This is a genomic window from Chitinophaga agri (assembly GCF_010093065.1).
GTDB classification, from domain to species: domain Bacteria; phylum Bacteroidota; class Bacteroidia; order Chitinophagales; family Chitinophagaceae; genus Chitinophaga; species Chitinophaga agri.
This window is the reverse complement of sequence record NZ_CP048113.1, coordinates 5821882-5840724: the sequence shown is the minus strand read 5'-3', so window position 1 is coordinate 5840724 and position 18843 is coordinate 5821882. Positions and strand designations below refer to the sequence as shown.

The 18843-nt window shown below is 45.3% G+C and carries 15 protein-coding genes; 4 read left to right on the top strand and 11 right to left on the bottom strand.

Features of this window, described 5'->3' with window-relative positions; translation table 11 throughout:
- Nucleotides 1-70: 70 nt before the first annotated feature.
- On the top strand, nt 71-388 hold the full coding sequence (locus GWR21_RS23395) for an AAA family ATPase (protein ID WP_162334068.1): 318 nt from the start codon (nt 71-73) through the stop codon (nt 386-388).
- A 112-nt stretch (nt 389-500) separates the two neighbouring features.
- Here GWR21_RS23395 and GWR21_RS23390 read toward each other — a convergent pair whose 3' ends face one another.
- The 7 genes from GWR21_RS23390 to GWR21_RS23360 all read right to left on the bottom strand — a co-directional run bounded on the left by GWR21_RS23390 (nt 501) and on the right by GWR21_RS23360 (nt 10211).
- On the bottom strand, nt 501-788 hold the full coding sequence (locus GWR21_RS23390) for a GIY-YIG nuclease family protein (RefSeq protein WP_162334067.1): 288 nt from the start codon (nt 786-788) through the stop codon (nt 501-503).
- A 201-nt stretch (nt 789-989) separates the two neighbouring features.
- Nucleotides 990-2132, bottom strand: coding sequence for a glycoside hydrolase family 76 protein (locus GWR21_RS23385; protein WP_162334066.1), 1143 nt, complete (start codon nt 2130-2132; stop codon nt 990-992).
- A gap of 45 nt (nt 2133-2177) precedes the next feature.
- Complete coding sequence (locus GWR21_RS23380; protein ID WP_162334065.1) at nt 2178-3323, bottom strand: SusE domain-containing protein; 1146 nt, start codon at nt 3321-3323, stop codon at nt 2178-2180.
- 48 nt (nt 3324-3371) lie between these two features.
- A complete protein-coding gene (locus tag GWR21_RS23375) occupies nt 3372-4988 on the bottom strand; it encodes a RagB/SusD family nutrient uptake outer membrane protein (RefSeq protein WP_162334064.1) in 1617 nt (538 codons plus the stop codon).
- A 25-nt stretch (nt 4989-5013) separates the two neighbouring features.
- Entirely contained in the window at nt 5014-8508 is a 3495-nt protein-coding gene (locus GWR21_RS23370; RefSeq protein ID WP_162334063.1) for a TonB-dependent receptor, read from the bottom strand.
- A gap of 54 nt (nt 8509-8562) precedes the next feature.
- The gene (locus GWR21_RS23365; protein ID WP_162334062.1) at nt 8563-9570 is read right to left on the bottom strand and encodes a FecR family protein; all 1008 of its coding nucleotides are present in this window, start codon (nt 9568-9570) and stop codon (nt 8563-8565) included.
- A gap of 41 nt (nt 9571-9611) precedes the next feature.
- The gene (locus GWR21_RS23360; RefSeq protein ID WP_162334061.1) at nt 9612-10211 is read right to left on the bottom strand and encodes an RNA polymerase sigma-70 factor; all 600 of its coding nucleotides are present in this window, start codon (nt 10209-10211) and stop codon (nt 9612-9614) included.
- Between the two features lie 499 nt (nt 10212-10710).
- Here GWR21_RS23360 and GWR21_RS23355 point away from each other — a divergent pair, with 499 nt between their 5' ends.
- Both GWR21_RS23355 and GWR21_RS23350 read left to right on the top strand, forming a co-directional pair.
- Nucleotides 10711-10953, top strand: coding sequence for a hypothetical protein (locus GWR21_RS23355; RefSeq protein ID WP_162334060.1), 243 nt, complete (start codon nt 10711-10713; stop codon nt 10951-10953).
- 97 nt (nt 10954-11050) lie between these two features.
- The gene (locus GWR21_RS23350; protein WP_162334059.1) at nt 11051-11470 is read left to right on the top strand and encodes a hypothetical protein; all 420 of its coding nucleotides are present in this window, start codon (nt 11051-11053) and stop codon (nt 11468-11470) included.
- A 15-nt stretch (nt 11471-11485) separates the two neighbouring features.
- Here GWR21_RS23350 and GWR21_RS23345 read toward each other — a convergent pair whose 3' ends face one another.
- Both GWR21_RS23345 and GWR21_RS23340 read right to left on the bottom strand, forming a co-directional pair.
- The gene (locus GWR21_RS23345) at nt 11486-12376 is read right to left on the bottom strand and encodes a DMT family transporter (protein ID WP_202928985.1); all 891 of its coding nucleotides are present in this window, start codon (nt 12374-12376) and stop codon (nt 11486-11488) included.
- Nucleotides 12377-12500: 124 nt separating this feature from the next.
- A complete protein-coding gene (locus GWR21_RS23340) occupies nt 12501-13961 on the bottom strand; it encodes a sialate O-acetylesterase (RefSeq protein WP_162334058.1) in 1461 nt (486 codons plus the stop codon).
- A 161-nt stretch (nt 13962-14122) separates the two neighbouring features.
- Between GWR21_RS23340 and GWR21_RS23335 the strand changes: the two genes are divergently transcribed.
- Nucleotides 14123-14362, top strand: coding sequence for a hypothetical protein (locus GWR21_RS23335; protein WP_162334057.1), 240 nt, complete (start codon nt 14123-14125; stop codon nt 14360-14362).
- 614 nt (nt 14363-14976) lie between these two features.
- Here GWR21_RS23335 and GWR21_RS23330 read toward each other — a convergent pair.
- Together GWR21_RS23330 and GWR21_RS23325 are read right to left on the bottom strand one after the other, a co-directional pair.
- Nucleotides 14977-17430: a glutaminase family protein gene (locus tag GWR21_RS23330; RefSeq protein ID WP_162334056.1), complete on the bottom strand. Its 2454-nt coding sequence runs from the start codon at nt 17428-17430 to the stop codon at nt 14977-14979.
- 210 nt (nt 17431-17640) lie between these two features.
- A complete protein-coding gene (locus tag GWR21_RS23325) occupies nt 17641-18798 on the bottom strand; it encodes a PepSY-associated TM helix domain-containing protein (protein WP_162334055.1) in 1158 nt (385 codons plus the stop codon).
- Nucleotides 18799-18843 lie beyond the last annotated feature (45 nt).

Here is an 18843-nt window from a genome sequence, read left to right as displayed (position 1 = left end):
CTATTGTTCCATTTTTTGAATAATAAAACCGATTTTTTGTACAAATACCACAAAAAACGGTTTTATTATTATGATAATCCAGTTTTCGGCGTCTAATTTTAAGACTTTTAAGGAGAAGGCTACTATCGGTCTTGTCGCTTCCAATTGCGATAAGGATACCCGCGGGTCTGAAAGTGTAATCCCGCTTCCAGCATTCGGCATAAGAATTTTAAAGGGAGCGGTTATCGATGGTGCGAATGCAAAAGGTAAAAGCACATTTGTCAATGCCCTCAACTTTATGAAGACATTTGTCATGCGTTCTTCAACGGATAGCCAGAAAGGAGACGAAAAAACACAACTACATGAAGGCACTGCATCAGGCAGACCACACAATGAGAAATACCATTAGCTAAAAGACAGCGCAGCAAACCACCCTCCTTAACAATACCATTGCCCGAGCTAACAGAGCGTCTCTCATCTTGTTGAAGAAATACTAAAACATCTATAATGCGGGGATAATGTTATGCGGGCAGCTCCCCGCTAATATACCCATCCCGGTAATACTCTTCCTTTATCCGCCCCCATATCCAGGCGCGGCCTTTTCCTGACTTGAGCAGCCATTCACGCCTCAGCGCCTGTTGCTTATCGTCAAAACACTCAGTATACACTACCTCCCAGGGACGGTATGGTAATGTTCCTTTCTGACGGCCATGTTTATTATGAAAGTGAAAACGCTTAACCAGATCGGAGGTATGGCCAGTATAAACTTTCTCGAACTGACGGGAAAATAGGACGTAGACGGTATACATAAACAGAGTTATTCCTTTAACAAGTAAAGGCTACCCCATCGAGGTAGCCTTTACATAGCCTTGATTCATAGGTAAACGAATATACTCATAAAAAACAGGAATCGGGCATCTGTACCAGTGTCACCCACACAGACAGGTCCGTTCAGTGTAGGTTCAACCGTGCAAATGCCTGATCCCTGTTTTCCTTTATGGCGAAAGGAGTTAGTCTATCAGTTCCAGCGCTTTCAGCCTTGCCGCAGCTTCGATCAGCATGGCGCCGCTCAGTTGTGTGGTCAGGTCTGTGGTCGTAGCTGTCTTTGTCCAGCTGGTGTTAAACAATACCTGCGGACGGGCAGTACCCTGCAACCACATTGTTTGTGCATTCAGCTGCAGGAAGTTGATGAATTTAGAAGCGTCAGTGCTGCTGATGCTACCATCGGTAATCAGTAACATCATATAGCGAACAAGGATACCCTTGAATAATCCACCATCTCCGCCGCCTTCATCTTTCATGATGTTACCACTGCTGAAATCGCCAGTCAGGGAGTTGTTGGCTGTTCTAAGTGCGTCACTGAGATATACCTGCTCACCGGTGATCTTATAAAGTTCCACGCCAGCGCCAATGAATACACCCTGGTTGTAGGTGAACTTCCATGCCTTATTGGTTCCGGTAGCATCCAGACCATCCCATACCAGGCCTGTTACCGGATCGACGAGGTTGGCTTTCTGCCAGTCATAGATCTTCTTTGCCCAGGCCAGATCTTCACCGTTCCTGTTCAGCTGATACATACGGGCTGCAATGATGCCTGCAGGCGCATTGGCAGGTGTATTCTTATTCTGACGGTCTTTAGTCCAGTAGATACCTCCACCCCATGTTTCATCCCATCCACCTTTGATATCATTCCATAGCAATTCAGCTGTGGTCTTATAACGGGTATCGCTGGTAGCTTCATAGGCACGAAGGCAGGCCAGTGTCATCCATTCCATGTCATCATAGAAATGGTTAAGGTAGGTATTACCATTCTTCACTTTCATACCATCCAGTAATTCATCCATACGGGCTTTGGTATTTTCATTACCAGTACGGAGATAAATATCTACCAGTACATCCAGTGCATGCGCATTGGGCCAATAGTTGAAAGTCTGATCACCGGCATTGTTCTTATTGAAATACTTGCCGCTCTGATTGTAGAAACTGCTGATCAGTGATGAGGCAGAAGAGTCAGCAATTGCCGGCCAGTTGTATTTATAGGTCGTTTTACCGGCTCCAGGTCCGGGGCCATCATCCACAGGCTCTTTCAGGCATGAGGTGAAGGTGGTGGCCATAGCCGCTGTTATTGCAAATAGCAGAAAGATTCGACGCATAAGCATTTAATTGATCGTTTGCATGATGTAGATATCAGTCCCGGATTAACGCACGATCACTTCGTGTGTATAAGTCTTGTCGGGAGAGAAATACAGTTTCACATCGCAGTTTTTAGTATCTACTTCAGAAGCGAATTTGTAGCAATAGTTATACTGATCGCTGTTGGCAATAGCACGCAGTTCCCAGAAGGAAAGCGGCGTAGTGGAAGTAGGACGGTTGTTGTCCGCATTGGAACTACCATACCATTCGGTACCTGCCGTACCGTCAGCAGCTTTTACGCTTACGCGGAATTTATAACGTTCATCACGACCCCATGATTCCTGGTGGAAGTTGATCAGTTTATTTTCAAAGCTCCATACGCCATTGGTGGTGTAGCTCAGGTCATACATGATACTGTTCTCCGGAGCAAACCACAGTCCGATAGCAGTGATCTCAGTAATAGTTGCAGCAGCATTGTTGAAGTCAAGACGCAGACGGTATACCTTTGTACCACCTGACTGAGTGGATTCTCCACCTTCCTTCAGCGCGCCACCATCAATTGAATAAGTAGCAGGCGTACCGGAATTTCTGTCTACAAATTTGTACTTACCATCTTTCAGGGAGGTATAAATTTCAAATACACCCGGGGCTGTAGATTTCAGTTTTACCGCCTGTGCCAGCTCTGCTCCTTTTTCAGTAGCATCACCCGTCAGGAATACATCCACAGGGATCTCTGCGAATCCGTTCGGCCTTTCTACTTCTATTGTCCGGGACTCAGTAGCTGGCTGTGTATTATAGCCTTTAGAAGCGTTAACTGTCCATTTCAGCTTACCGGTAGCGAGTGAGGCAATACCTGCTTTACCTGCTATACTGTTCAGGTCTTTGTGAGAAAGGGTCAGTTTGTTCTGTACACCGCCACCATCTGAAGTAAGTTTGGCAACAGGGTCAGAAAAATCACCGCTCTCTTTATCGATCACTACTTCGTATACCACGAGAGAGCCATCTTCCGCACGTGCCTGGTCCCATTCAAAGACCACGCTTGCGCTGGTAGTGGGTTGCAGTTTGATGTATTTGTCATTCACCGGTGCATTCAGTCTGCTTACCGGTTGAATATTTACATTCAGTTCGTTATCATCTTTGCCGCAACCAGTCAGGATAACACCCAGTGCAACCGGTAATGCGAGCATTATATTTTTGAGCAATTTTTTCATATCGTCAGTTTGAAAGAATTCTAATTCGTAATTCGTATTCCTAATTGATTACCAGTCCTGGTTCTGGCCAAGGTTTGTGTTCTGGTCGCGTTCGAAGGTAGGGACAGGCCACAGGTAGTGTTTAGGATTCGTAAATACCCTATCTTCCACAATGATGTAACCATTGGCATCTCTTCTGAAAGCACCACCAGCTACTTTAATACCTCTTACAGGCCTGTTCATTACCTGATCTGCAATTTTCCAGCGACGGATATCTAATGCACGTACGCCTTCAAAGGCCAGCTCAGCTCTTCTTTCGCGGCGTACAATGGTACGCAGTGCATCCTGCCCGGCACCAGGGAACTCTGTAGCGCCCGCATCATTAAATCCGGCACGTACACGTAATGCACGGATGGTCTGGTTCCATACACCTGCATCCAGCTGGCCCAGTTCATTCTTAGCTTCAGCATACATCAGCAATACATCGGCATATCTTAAGACGATCAGGTTCAGGCCAGAGTTATAATTGGTCGCAGTACGATCATAATATTTATAGAAATAATATCCGGTCGGAGAAGCACCCTGATCATCTACACTATTGGTAGCAGGAACAGAACCTGGCTTTGTGAGAATGGTCTGTACCTTACCATCGAAATCAGTAACCGTAGAACCATCATGTAAAATGGTAGCGTTCAGACGGGGATCTCTGTTGGTATAAGGATCATTCTCATTATAACCTGAACTGGCATCTCTGATGCCTTTACCGTTGAGCATGATATAATCATCTACCAGGTCCTGCGTAGGTACCAGCGTGCTTCTCAGCAAAGCGACTGTCTGTGGCAGGAAACTACGTTGTGCAGAGTGGGTACGACCACCACCATACTGAATATCGAAGATCACCTCGTTATTAAATTCATTCGCAGCAGTGAAGATATTCGTATAGTTGTTCTGTAATGCATAGTTACCGTTAGTAGCATTGTTGATCAGCAGTTCGCAGTCATCGATCGCTTTCTGCCACTCACTTCTGAACATATGCACACGTGCAGCCAGCGCAATGGCGGCACCACGGGTGATACGGCCTTTATCTTTTTCCGAGTATCCATTGCCCGTATAGTTATTCACCGGCAGTGCACTACGGATATCTGTCAGTTCTGATTCCACAAAGTCAAGCACCTGATCCCGTTTGGTACGGGTAATGGCACGGGCTTCTTCAATAGTGATCAGATTAGTGTAGAAAGGCACATCACCAAACCAGCTGGCCAGCTGGAAGTAGGAATACGCACGGATGAACCTCGCTTCCCCCAGAATACGGCGTTTCAGCGTGGAATCCAGTCCGGGTACTCTGTCAATATTGGTGGTTACGATGTTACACTTACGGATGCAGGTGTAGCGGTATTTCCATTCCTCTGTAAGACGTGCATTGGAAGGATCATAAGATCCGGATGCGATAAGGGAGACAGCCCTGAAGCCGGTACCACTTACATAACCGTTGTCACTGAGCGCTTCATTACCAAAATAATAGACGTCGTCGGACAGGTTCTCGTAACAGCTTGCCAGTGCCGCGAGCGCATCATCTGCGGTACGCCAGTAGGCAGCATCTGTATAGTCGCGCGTGATAGGCTGATCCAGCTTGCGGCAGGAAAACAGCAGGGTAGCGCAGAGTATGGGTAATATTAATTTCTTCATACGGTTGAGCATTAAAACACTATCATCAGAATTTCAGGTCCAGGCCAAATGAGAAGGTAGCCGCATTTGGATAGCTACGTCCTGCAATAGCGTTGTAATTGGTAAAGGACAGCTTGTCGTCAAACTGTGTGAACTCCGGATCAACACCCAGTTCGCGGAAACGACGGGGAGTGAATGTCAGGATGTTCTGTCCGGTGAAATACACTCTTGCGCTCTGGATATGCAATGTCTGTGCTACACCACGTGGCAGTGTATAACCAAACTGCAGGTTCTTTAGACGCAGGTATTTGGTGTCGAACAACCAGTAGTCGGAGTATGCAAAGTTGTTTGCATCAGCATTACCAATGGTCAGACGCGGATAAGATGCATCCGGATTGGTAGGCGTCCAGCGATCAAGATGCTGTTCGAATGCATGGTCTTCATTGTTGTGGAAAGCTTCCACAATGTCACCACGCAGGAACTGGCTTCTTTTACCTACACCCTGCCAGAACATAGAGAAATCCCAGTTTTTCCAGTTAGCCGCATAGGTGAATCCGAAGGTGTAACGTGGGAACGGATTACCAAATACATAACGGTCATCCGCATCGATCACGCCATCGCCATTACGGTCAATGTAGCGTACATCACCGGGCATTACCTGCTGATTGTAGGCAAAAGGTACTCTTGGTGCGTTCTTGATATCATCCAGGTTCTGGTACAGACCATTGGATCTGTAGCCGAAGTAGGAAGCGATCGGGAACCCTTCCTTGATGATAAAGGAGAAGTCAGACCCCTGTACGGACTGCTCTCCATATTTCACCACTTTGTTGAGGTTGTCGGACAGGTTAGCGGAAATCGTATGATTTACAGCACCTGTTTTTGCATGATAAGAAACTGTTAACTCCCAGCCTTTGTTCTGCACTTTACCAACGTTCTGCAGGGAGGAACCTATACCGGCCGTGCCTGGTACTACCTGGAACAGGTAGATGCCATCTGTGTTTTTATTGAAGTAGTCGAAGGAAGCGGAGATCTTGTTATTGAACAGGTCTACATCCACACCATAGTTGCTCATGGTAGAGATCTCCCACTGCAATGTTTCATTGTAGGCAGAGAAATCGGCGCCGGCATTAGGTGTGTTGTTGAAAGGATACTTACCACTGTTCAGTGTTACCCTTGCCAGGTAGTTGAAGCCACCTATGTTAGAGTTACCCACCTGTCCCCAGGAATAACGGAATTTCACATTACCAAAGCGTCTCTTAAAATCACCAAAGAATTCTTCGTCAGTGATCCTCCAGCCCAGAGAGAAAGCCGGGAAGAACTGCCATTGGTGACCAGGAGCGAGTTTTGAGGAACCGTCATATCTCCAGGTAAATTCTGCAAGATATTTATCGTTGAATACGTAGTTCACTCTTCCGAACAGAGAGTTCAGCGCATATAGGTTCGGATTGATAATGTCGTTGTAGGTACCAATGTTTGCATAATCGAAAGTACCGTCCGGTTTAGGAATGTATCCACCACCGATCGTCCAGTCGTCATCCAGGTTGGTTGTACCATAACGGGTAGCTTTCACGCCATACTCTTCATTGATCGCATCGCTACGTCCGCCTACCTGTGCCTTTACATAATGTTTATTGAATGTGTTCTCATACTCCGCAGTAGCGTATACGTTGGAAGCGAGATCTTTGAATTCATACTCATACATTCTGTTAAACAGTGGCGGATTGGCTGTCGTATAATAAGGTGCGTAGGAATATTTATTCTGGCGGTTCTGCTGGTTGGTGATCGTGTACGTACCTGAAGCGTTGAAGTTCAGTTTAAAGTGATTTACCGGCGTAATGGTAATGTCCAGACCACCCAGGAGGTTGTCTTTCTCTTCTTTATCGAAACCACCATATTTCAGCTGAGCCAGTACGTTGTTACTATTCAGAGAAGGCACCACAAAGTTACCCAGAGAATCCTGTACCGGATAGATACGTGGTGTACGGATCGCATCACGGATCAGGAAACCGATATCAGCCTGCTGTCTACGTTTGATACCTTTCGTATAGGCGAGGTTCACATTTACCTTTACATACTTACTTACATCCACAGCGAGGTTAGCCCTGGCGTTGTAACGCTTGTAGTAGAAGTCTTCAGTAACGTAAGAGTTCTGCAGCATGTTACCCTGATCAACATAACCCAGTGAAACGAGGTAGCTGCTGCTTTTGCCGCCACCAGTCATACTCAGACTGTGGTTCTGCATGGGCGTACTGCTGCGCAGCATTTCCTTCAGATAGGCAGGTTCTGAACCACGGGTATGCCAGAAGCTGATATCTTCCGGAGAGTACTGAGGTGTTTTACCAGAGTTAACCAGTGCCTCATTTTTCAGCGTCATGTATTCCCATGCTTCCACGTTACGAGGCAGCGTGGTAGGCGTCTGGAAGCCATACATACCGTTATAGCTGACACTTGGTTTTTCATCTTTCTTACCTCTTTTAGTGGTAATGTAGATGACACCATTTGCCGCCTGGGAACCATAGATCGCGGAGGATGCGGCATCTTTCAATACGGAGATGCTCTCCACATCATAAGGGTTCAGGTTCTGTAAACCGTCTCTTCCAGCCTGTACACCATCAATGATGATCAGTGGTGCATTACCGGTAAGACTACCTACACCACGGATATTGAGGTTCATCTGTGCACCTGGCTCAGCATTGTTCTGCTGCAGGATCAGGTTGGGCGCGGTACCCTGGAGTGCCTGGAACATATTGGTAACAGGGCGGCTTTCAATATCTTTAGTGGAGATGGTATTGATAGCTGCTGTTACCTGTGTTCTCTTCTGTGAACCGTAAGCAGTAACCACTATCTCTCCCAGGTCCTTAGAGTCTTCAGTGAGCATTACGGTGATATTGGTCCTTCCGCTGATCCCTATTTCCGATGGGATGTAACCAACGGAAGAGCAAACTAAGGTACCATTGGCTTGCCCATTCGGGATCTTTAACGTAAAAAAACCCTGATCATTTGAAGAAGTACCGGTGCTGGTACCCTGCAAACGAATGTTCACTCCAGGGATACCTTCTCCCTTATTATTAACGACCCGGCCATTGATCGTGATATCGTTCTGTTGAGCAATTGTGGTAGTAGCACCCTGCTGGCGGAGAATGATCTTGTTATTGATCATTTCGAACTTAATATCCAGTGGTGACAGTACCATCTCAAGTACTTCGCCCAGTTTTCTGTCCTGTACGGAAAGGGAGATCTTCTGAGCAGCCCCGATTTCATCATTTGAATAGACAAATACATAAGAAGTTTGCTTTTCGATCTTTTCCAGCACCTGTCCCAGTCGCTCATTGCTTACCTGCAAACTGATACGACTTTCAAAAGGGTGTTCAGTGGTTTTTACCTGTTGTCCCTGACTGTAGGCACGGGGATTTGCGTCAGCAGCAAATGCACTCTGTGCTCTCAGGTCCAGCATGTTCAGAAGAGCCATGCAGACGAGCAGCGGGAGGAACAACGAGCGGAAAATTCGCGAAAAACGCATGGGTAGCGGTCTTTCTTTCATAACGCAGCTGTTTGTGAATGAATTGATTTGATTGATTAATGTGAACGTGAACTATTATTCTGTGATTACTAACGTACTGTCGGTAATGGTATAGTGAAATGCTTTTGACCTTGCGAGATAATACATGATATCCTGCAGGCTATTATCCTGAAAAGCGCCTGTCAGTCTGTAATAACGTGGTACATCACTGGTGAATGTCACTTTCTTTCCGAATGTTCTTTCCAGTTCTGATGCGATCTCTTCAAGGGTTTTATCGCGGAATACGAGTCTTCCTTCAGTCCATGCCTTATCATCTTCTGAAGAAGTCACTTCTTTCACGATCGTGTTACTATCGCTATTGACAACAGCTGTTTGCAATGTTACTTTCTCATCCGGTGTGATGTAGATAGTATCAGGGTTCTCGCCCAATCTGCCATTACGGATGAGGGCTACTTTACCTGTTCTCACGGAAGTTTCTACGGCTTCATTTTCATAAGCGCGTACATTGAAAGAAGTGCCAAGTACGTGGATGCTACCGGCACTGAAATGCACAATGAAAGGTTTCTTAGGATTAGGAGCAATGTCGAAAAAGGCTTCCCCTGTAAGATATACCTCACGTGTATTCCCGTCGAATACATCCGGATAGGACAGCCTGCTTTCAGCATTGAGCCATATCTTACTGCCATCAGCCAATTCGATAGAAGCCCTGGTGGCTTTACCATTCTGCCTTTCCATCAGTTTGACCATTTCAACAGGATGATCTTTAGACCTGAGTACCACAAGCGAAACAATGCCTATCAGTATTGCAGCAGCGGCAGCTCCCAGCCATTTCCATGGAAACATCCTCACGGGCGAAACGGCTGCGGGAATGTTGATCCGTGACATGGTGCGCTGCAAAGCCTGTTCTGTTTCGGCAGATGTATGATAGGAAGATATTGTGAAGTACTGTTGCAACAGCTGGTAGCGTTCGCGCAGCTCAGGGTATTCCTGCAGCATGGCGTCCAGCTCCATCAACTCTGCTGTGGTAGCTTCTCCTGCCAGTTTCCTGGCGGCCAACGTGGTAAATAATTCGTCGTTTATCATATGTGGTAGTAGTAGAAGGACAGACAGAATTAAAAAACTACTTACAGCGAATCCTGATTTTTATTTTTTTCCTTTAATCTGTTGGTGATATAAGGTCCTATAACTTCGTTGAGGCGTTTCATAGCGCGAAACAACTGAGTTTCTACTGTACGGGGAGAAATATTGAGTATCTCGGCAACGTCTTTATATTTAAATCCTTCTTCCTTGATCAGTTTAAAGACCCGGCGGCACTGGTCGGGCAGGCGGCCTACTTCCTGATCCATTTTAAAAAGGATCTCTTTCCATTCCATTGTCCTCTCGGGATCAACTGAGTTGGTAAGTTGCGCTATTCCGGAATCGTCACTAAGCGGTGAGATACGGAGCGAGGAATATTGTTCAAGGTAATTGAGTGAATGATTTTTTACGGCGACGAAGAGGTACACTTCGAGATTGGCAATTTTATCAAGTTCTTGCCGGCGGTTCCATATTTTAACGAACACGTCGGAAACGATCTCTTCTGCAGCTTCACGGGCATAGACGTACTGGACCGCAAAATATAGCAGCCGGTCATAGAAATGCCGGAACAGCTCTGAAAAAGCCTTCTCATCATTTTCACAAGCAATCTGCTGCTGCCAATACCTGATGTTTTCACTGTTACTCATACTGTATGCTGCACTGAGCCCTCATTTACATACGGAATGTCGCCCCGGGAGGTAAATATAATCATCATTATCGCGGAATTTATCCCAGCGTCAATTTCGGTATAGTCCTAAATTAACCCCAAATAGTGGAAAAAGTTTCTGACTCATCAATATATTATCACTTTACATAACGTTGTTAAGTGGTCTTCTTTCCGGTTCCGGGCGGCATAGTACTCATTATGGCTTTAGAATCAGTTTTCTACGTGTGTATCCCCCTTTATGTTATCAAGTGCCTGCCCAGTCTCGTTCTGGCTGGCCCGGATTTTAGACCGGTATATGTACAAGGACAGGAAAAAAGAAGGAACTACTTACAGGAACAAAAAAAATATTTGGGAAGTGTCGGATTAGGAATAATTTTAAATCAGCCACATGCTATATATGAAAGATATGATAAGTGTTTTTCTGACAAAAAATGTGTAAATTTAATAGCTATGACTAAAACCAGAAACTATAATCTATTATGATGTCAGCTACTTTCACAACGATATTAGTGATTATCGCGGTATTCGCATCCCTGTCATCTCTGGCTATCACTTTACTGAATGCCTCCAAAGAGACAGCAAGGCTGAAGAGAATCCGCAGATATCCGCCTAAAGCGCTGGTAGTAGAGGACAAATCAGGACATGTTGTAGTGCTTGATCTCGAAAAACAGAATGATACACAACAGATACTCCGTACCCTCGATGTATTATTAGGGAACTAGTTTTCACCTCATTTTTTCTTTTTTTATTACTATCGCCTGGTCCATTACCATCATCCACTATATCAATTATACTATTATCCTATAAACCATTTTTTTGTTGGAACAAGATAATTCACTGGTTGCTAACCCATCCCAGCAAGCTTCCAATACCCAGCAACCGAATTCAACATCCGCCAGTATAGCCGGCGCAGGAGGTGGTACACTACTGGTGCTGCTTGCAAGTAATCTTCCTGAAACATATCCACTTAAGTCATGGCTGGTGATCATCGCACCCAGCGTATCTATTGTATTGTCCCTGTTCTGGAAATTTATTTCCCGTAAGTCCAATGCATATTTCAAAGTCAAGAAAGTAGAACGGTCGAAAAAACTGTTACAAAAGAAGATCGAAACTGCCTTACAGAACGGCATTATCTCACCTGAAGAGGCGACCATGCTAAAAAGAAAAATGGCAGAGATTGAGTTACAGAGTATTGATAATCTGGCAAATAAGATTAAATCAATTGACTTTGAGGAGTAAGTGCTGAGTGGCCTGCTATTTTTCCAATGTTGTCTGCTGACGGAACTTCTCCTTCTGTGCCAGATAGAGTCCACCTATTACCAGGAATGTGCCTGCAAATGTGAATCCGGTCACTGGTTCATCCATCAGCATCCAGGAATAGAAGAATCCGAAAACAGGACAAAGAAATAACCAGAGGGAAGCTCGTACCGCGTCTTTGCTGACGAGGTAGAACCATAGTTGCAGGGCCACTACGGATACGGGTAGGATCAGCCACCCCACGGACAACCAGAAGGTGGTGTTCAGCCGTGTTTCACTAAAGTTGGCAAATATAGCGGTGATGGGAATAAATAACAGTCCACCCAGAAAAACCTGCCAACCGTTGATGACAAGTTTGGACAGCTGCCACTCGACACGGGCATAATAGACAGTGGCCACTGAAACGGCCAGCATCCCGAATAGCAGAATAGCAATCCCCCCCAGGGTAGCATGACTGTTCTGCAACAGGGGCCAGGTAGCTATGCCTACTCCCAGTAAACCGAGTAGCATACCGACTATCTCATACCATTTCAGGCTTCTTTTCAGCCAGTAGGCTGAGATACCCATGATGAACAAAGGACTGGTTGCTACGGATAAGCTGCCTATACCGGCAGAAACGTATTTCATAGCCATGACGAAACACCCGAGGTATACTGTTGTATTGAGTCCGCCGAAGATCAGCAACTGTGTCCATTCCTTCCCTTGTGGCAGCCGATGTTTGGCTGACTGACCGAGGTAAGCAAAAAGCAACATTCCTCCGCCTGCAACGAGAAACCTCACGTTCCCCAGTACCAGCGGATCAGCAGCCTGTATACCGAATTTAGTGGCTACTGCTGCGGAAGCCCATAACATTGCGAAGAGTAATCCTATGACGAGCTGACGTATCATTATACCTAACGGTTTGTAGTAACTGTAAATGTAGATATTCCTGCTATCAATTTTGAATAGCGTACATAAAAAGAGCAGGCATCTTCACCAGATGCCTGCTCTTTTTATGTTAATAGCCATTAGACTAATTTTTACCGTAGGTCATTCCCTGGTAGTCATCTGTACGGAATGGACTAGCGGGAAGTCCGGCTCCGTTATACAGGTTGCCATCAGGATTATTTGCCCAGCTGTAACGTACTGCAACAGGCTTCGCCACCTCGCTGCACGACACGATTACACGGTTACCACTGATCGTTGCCTGTGCCCAATGGAACTTCTTATCTGCACCAGCTACCTCAAACCCTTTCAAAGTAGTTCCATTCTTCATTACAAGGCCATTATCTGTATGTTTGAAGGTCAGTATTACCTTATTACCAGATATCAGCTTCGACTGGTAGATAGGGCCTGAATAAGGTATTTTCTCACCATAAACTTTCGCCCTGGCAATAAGAGAGAGACGGCGGCCTACTTCCTGTTTATTCTTTGGGTGAATATCTTTGTCATCACCAATATCTACAGCAGAAGCCATTCCTGTATTAGGTAAAGAAAGGGTCATCAGTTGCGCTTCTCTCAGTTCTGCCCAGTCAGATTCCCCAGGTTGTGATTTCTTTTCTGTAAAGTTGGCCAGTTGTACGAAGAAGAACGGGAAGTCGCCATTATGCCATTGTTTACGCCAGTCTTTGATCATTGTAGGGAATACTTCCCGGTATTGATAAGCTCTTCCTGCATTACCTTCACCCTGGTACCAGATCACGCCTCTGAATGCGAGCGGCAGTAATGGATGGATCATCGCGTTATAGAGCAGTGTGGGTTTATTGGGGTTAGCAGGAGACTGTGGAGAGGGCAGACTTTCAAATGCCTTTACTGTATCTGCGAAAGCCGGGATCTTTTTAATAGATTCCCCACTTGTCCACGCTTCAGCCACAGTTCCTCCCCATGATGTGTGGATTACCCCCACGGGTATATGTTCGTGTCCCTGTATTTCCCGGGCGAAAAAATAACCTACTGCGGAGAACTCAGAAATATTCTGCGGAGAGCATGCCTGCCAGCCACCATCCCATGGATTGACATCATCCAGCGGCTTGGTACTGGTGGTATGTTTTAACTGAAACAAACGGATATCCGGATAATCAGCTGCTTTCACTTCCTGTTCATGATTCAGTACTTTTCCCCAACCATTCAATGGCATTTCCATATTTGACTGCCCGGAAGCTATCCAGACCTCTCCTACCAGGATATTATTCAGTTGTATTGTATTGTGCCCGGAAACTGTCATTGAATATGGGCCTCCTGCCGTCTGGGCGGGCAGCTGTACTTTCCATTTACCATCAGCAGTGGTAACAGTTTTATAGGTACCGTTCCGGAAAGAGACGGTTACCTTTTCTCCCTTATCAGCCCATCCCCAGATATTCAGCGGTTTATTACGCTGTAATACCATGTTACTACCGACCAAAGCGGGTAAACGAACATCGGCAAAGCTATGGAGGACAAAGGTGCATGACAATACACCTGTGAGTAAGGGTTTTAATAACGTGGTCAGTTGCATGAAATAGTTTTTTTTCCCTCGTCAAGATACAAAATGGGGAATAGATGCACAACACCTTCTGTATAAAGTATCCTATATAACGGCTTTTAATGGCTATTTCACTACAGGAATTTATTTTGGCACGAAATTTTTATATCAGTCAGCATAAAACGAATACAACTATGATAAACGGTATTATCACTCTAAACTTTGACATTAAAGCACTGCACTACCTGCATAGCAACAGCCGTTATATCAAAGCTACCGCAGATGCAAATGGTAGTCTGGACATCGCTTCAGCTGCTTTAAAATATTATCAGTCTACAACAAATCATCCGGAAATAAAACTGGAAGACGAAGAAGCAGTGAGCAGATTTAAACATGTTGCGCGTCGCTTCTTCAGTGAATTCAGTGAGAACTAATTTTTCATCCATTTGCCCCCAGAATTATTCATTCCCCATTCATCCATTACCCCATTCATCCATTACCCCATCATCCATTGTTGATTTCATCCATTTGACTCCATACATTCATTGTCTGCCCCCGGAATTTCATTCATTGTACTCCCATGGCATTCATTGTACCCAAGGCAAGCATCCATGTTATTGAACCTCATACATCCATTACCCAAAAAAGTAAGCAGCTCGCAAAGTCATATTTGCGGGCTCTTTTATTTGATACTATCATGGGAAATTTGTCAGGAACTGACGGGGGTATAAAAAAGTAAAGGTCGTCAAGAATGACAACCCTTTCTAACCATATCCTAATAAAAACCAAGTTCTTGACACTGCATGTCATAATAACATACAGCGATAAATATTTTAAATAAGATGTTTCATCAGTAAATTTCTTATAGGGAAAGGTGGGGCCTTTTTTATTATCTAGGACAGTAGGAGTATTGCTTCTTTCGTTGCTGATACAAATATATGACCGCTCCGGAAATTCTTTTGTAGTAGTATTACTACACTTAAATAAGGATGGGGCGACCCATTGTAGACAGGCCACCCCACTCACTTTCAGCCATACGGCTCTTTGATTATTTTTTTATAGTCGCGTTCAGTAGCGGCATAAAATACCCTCCAACTACACTTCTTGCCTGAAATCCGACCATTTTACCATCCTCTGTTTCATGCCAGTCACTAATCGGTACACGGGAGGTTGTTTCCTGTGCATATTTATACACCGGATCAATAAGTGCAGCGAACTCAGATGGCTTGTCAGTCAGCGTTGCCGTCCATACTATCCAATCGGATTTAGTGTAATTTTTACGGCTATCCAGCGGCAGACCATATTGTTTCTGGCGTCCCAGGTAATACTTAATCTCTTTCTCATAAACTGCCTTGGGGAACAGGTCCAGTCCCAGCACTTTATCCCATACCAGGTTATATTTCTGGCTCCAGCTACCTTTGTGCTCAAATGCCAGTGTATAGTGGTCACCATCGTCTGCCAGCTGCATCCACTTCGGTACCATTCCTTTTGCGGCAGCCCTGTATTTCTCCGCCGATACCTTATCGCCCAGCATGTCCGCCAGCATTGCATAGGCACCCAGTCCAACAATGGCTTTAACAGACAGGTTTGCATTTCTTGCCATGTGCCCTGCAAAGTCATCTGTACAAAGCTGGTTTGCCGGATCAAAACCTTCCTTTAACAGATATTCTGCCCAGGTAGTGAGTGTTTTCCAGTGTTGCTTTGCATAATTAGCATTGCCTTCTGCTTTTGCAATTGCAGCTGTCAGAATGATCATGTTGCCGGATTCTTCCACAGGCATGCCTTCACCATACGCCTGGCCATTAGCCAGCGGATAAGTTCCCAGGTCATGTGCTGCATACGGCTTTGTATATTTTCCACTTTCACTAAAATAGAAAATACCGGTCAGCATGCCCTTCATCAGGTCAGGATTGTATATTAAATATAACGGGGCAGAAGGATAGGTTACATCTACCGTGTTGATACAACCATTACTGAAGTTTTCTTTTGACAGGAACAGGATCTCTCCCTGCGGACTCTTTACCAGCTTGTGCGCAGAGATACTCTGACGATACCCCAGTACACATAGTTTTGCATAGTTTTCTCCACCGGCCTTTTTTGTATCTTCAAACAATTGCCTGTCAAAAGCATTACATCTGCTGATGATAGATGCATATTCATCCTGCGCTTTCTTCAGTTCTTTTTCGATGGTATAGCTCTCGTCTTTTTTCCACCACGGTTTCAGATTAGTCTCAAAATACTGGATCGCATAGAGGTCATCATATCCCAGCAGGAACAGCTGTTCTTTCTCTGTACCATCTACCTTACCGAGTGATACAGAGGTATTCAGCACCAGCTGCGTGCCTCTGTCCACTTTCTCTGCTTTACCTTTACCTGCGAAGGTGCCTACTGCCAGACCATCCCGGGTCACATACTGTTTTGCACCGGCTGACTGAGGTACTGCAACGTACATATATCCCCAGTCAATACGCAGGTCATCTCCTCTCTTAGCGAGTATAGGCTGCGCAACGGTGCCAGCTTTCAATATGGACAATCCTTCACTATTATATTGCTGGGTGGTCACCTCCTGTGCTCCTGTATTCACGGCCAGATCGGTAGATGCCCCGAAGTATACTTCCACCTTGTGTTTATGACCATCATTGGCCTTCACTTTATAGGATATGTAAGACACAGGGCGTGACATCAGATCAAGATCCTTTAGCAGCAACGGAGATGTAAACGTAAGTTTTACATCTATTTTTCCACAGGTGAAATTGTAGGCCGTCTGTGTCGCTGACAAGTCCACACTCTTTTGTTCTGCGAGCTGGACCTTATCGCCCCATTTATCTTTTATTTCTGTAACTATACCACCATCCAGGTAAGCGCCACCCCTGGTATTGGTACAATGCATGGCCAGTACATTAGTGCCTTTACGCAGTTTCTTTGCTATTTCATCCTTGATCGGGAAGTAAGACATATGATTCAACCATCCGACATAGCTATATATCAGTTCACCGTTCAGGTAAACTTCTGCGTTGTCATCATGATTGATCTTCAACAGCAGGTTATCCACATTGGTATCTTCTACCGTGAATGTTCTGCGTACCCATATATCATCTGAAAACCAGGGTGTGCCTGTAGTTTTCTGCTCTTTTTCAAATGGCGCAGTGCCTGTTTTCCAGTCTGCATCACTAAATGCCGGATCTTCCCATCCTTTTGCTGGTGCCTTCTCTGTATACTGTACACTGTAAGGTGTTGCATCGGCAGTAGCAGCGAGTGCACGGTACAAATGTCCGGGAGCGCCTAATATGCGGTATGTGACACCATCTACTTTCACAAACCCGGTCAGAGACTGTTCAGTTCCTGTCCAATGGCGGGTAGTAGCGGCATTCAGATTGTCCGTCGGCGACCATACACTGAAATAGGGATCGTGTGTGATCAGCGGATAAGCGGGCGCCCGTTGTTGCTGCGCATAGAGCTGTTGTGACAGCAGTACGGCGGCGATACCAAAAATTCTCTTCATGATTTTGTGGAGCTTTATATGATAATTGTAAAAGACGTGGAAATAGAAGGCTCCCTCTGCAGTAAGCAGAATAATTGAGACTCATAGACCTGTGTTATAATGATACCCGTGGATTAAAACAACAGCACAGTGACATCCTCACTGCTGAAAAATAGAAATTATTTCTCTTGAAATGTAGTTTTTACGCTTATTTTTTTGAAGAGGATTGAATCAGGCGCTCATGCTGACTTTTACATTAGTAACGGGACTCTTTTTAATTTTCTTGTGCCTTCTGCCCCACCAGATACAGATACCTGTTACAGGCAGGCTTGCACAAATCAGACTGGCCAGAAATACGATGATCTTACCTGGCAATCCCAGGATTGCACCCACATGTATATCGTAGTTCATCTGCCGCAGTTTATCTCCAAACTTAGTTTTGGCATATTCTCCCATATAAGGCCCTTCTGCAGGCAATACTGCCAGCGTATTCCGGTCGAAGTGATAGTTATCCATTTTATAGTACGTACCGGGTCTGTAATTCACAGAAGCTGCGATCGCTTCCGTATTCCCGGTCACAAAACTTACACTGATAGCAGCACCCTGTGGCGCCCTGGTAGCCAGTTGCTGCCATACCTGATCTTCCGGTTCGCTGTATTTAGCTGCTTTAGTAGAATCGGATAATGGCGGTGCATATGCAGGCAGTGTTGTTCCTCCCGACGTCGCAAAATAAAGGCCCTTACTGAACCATTCGAACCCCCAAACCAGTCCCGTGGTAGCCAGCAATAGTCCAATGGCGATGATATAAAAACCGAACACATTATGCAGGTCATAGTTCACTCTTTTCCACCTGGCATCCCACTTCACTGTAAATCTTTGTTTAGCTGCTGCTTTGTTTTTTGGCCACCATAATATCAGTCCGGAGATGAGCATCACTACGAAGACAAGTGTAACGGAGGCTACTACTGGTTGTCCGACCTTAGGCGGCAGCCATAAATAATAATGTCCATGTAATATGAAGTGGAAGAAGTCCCCTTCCTCGCTCCATACCTTAATCACCTTACCAGTATAGGGGTCCATGAAAACCTGGTAGTAATAATCGGGATCGGAGCCATAGAACATAACGGAGACACTCTTGTCCGTTCCGGGATAGTTGATCCCGTTGGGCAGCTTGTCAGTCACTTCTTTTACGGCAATCGCTTTGAGCGTGGAAGGTGGCAATGGAGTAACGCCGGGCTTGCTGGCGGTATGCATATAAGGCTTTGTAACAGATTCAATTTCCTGTTGAAACGCCAGGATACAGCCAGTGATGGCGATGATGAAAACACCAAGGCCAGAAACAAACCCAAGCCAGAGGTGAGCTTTACCGATGAGTTTTTTTACAGTCATACGCAATTGCATTCCTTCGAAGGTTGCTAATGGCTTAAAGATGCA

Excerpts from the sequence above, each read along its gene's own strand:
- GWR21_RS23395 (WP_162334068.1), top strand. The coding sequence starts at position 71 with ATGATAATCCAGTTTTCGGCGTCTAATTTTAAGACTTTTAAGGAGAAG.
- GWR21_RS23390 (WP_162334067.1), bottom strand. The coding sequence starts at position 788 with ATGTATACCGTCTACGTCCTATTTTCCCGTCAGTTCGAGAAAGTTTAT.
- GWR21_RS23385 (WP_162334066.1), bottom strand. The coding sequence starts at position 2,132 with ATGCGTCGAATCTTTCTGCTATTTGCAATAACAGCGGCTATGGCCACC.
- GWR21_RS23380 (WP_162334065.1), bottom strand. The coding sequence starts at position 3,323 with ATGAAAAAATTGCTCAAAAATATAATGCTCGCATTACCGGTTGCACTG.
- GWR21_RS23375 (WP_162334064.1), bottom strand. The coding sequence starts at position 4,988 with ATGAAGAAATTAATATTACCCATACTCTGCGCTACCCTGCTGTTTTCC.
- GWR21_RS23370 (WP_162334063.1), bottom strand. The coding sequence starts at position 8,508 with ATGAAAGAAAGACCGCTACCCATGCGTTTTTCGCGAATTTTCCGCTCG.
- GWR21_RS23365 (WP_162334062.1), bottom strand. The coding sequence starts at position 9,570 with ATGATAAACGACGAATTATTTACCACGTTGGCCGCCAGGAAACTGGCA.
- GWR21_RS23360 (WP_162334061.1), bottom strand. The coding sequence starts at position 10,211 with ATGAGTAACAGTGAAAACATCAGGTATTGGCAGCAGCAGATTGCTTGT.
- GWR21_RS23355 (WP_162334060.1), top strand. The coding sequence starts at position 10,711 with ATGATGTCAGCTACTTTCACAACGATATTAGTGATTATCGCGGTATTC.
- GWR21_RS23345 (WP_202928985.1), bottom strand. The coding sequence starts at position 12,376 with ATGATACGTCAGCTCGTCATAGGATTACTCTTCGCAATGTTATGGGCT.
- GWR21_RS23340 (WP_162334058.1), bottom strand. The coding sequence starts at position 13,961 with ATGCAACTGACCACGTTATTAAAACCCTTACTCACAGGTGTATTGTCA.
- GWR21_RS23335 (WP_162334057.1), top strand. The coding sequence starts at position 14,123 with ATGATAAACGGTATTATCACTCTAAACTTTGACATTAAAGCACTGCAC.
- GWR21_RS23330 (WP_162334056.1), bottom strand. The coding sequence starts at position 17,430 with ATGAAGAGAATTTTTGGTATCGCCGCCGTACTGCTGTCACAACAGCTC.
- GWR21_RS23325 (WP_162334055.1), bottom strand. The coding sequence starts at position 18,798 with ATGACTGTAAAAAAACTCATCGGTAAAGCTCACCTCTGGCTTGGGTTT.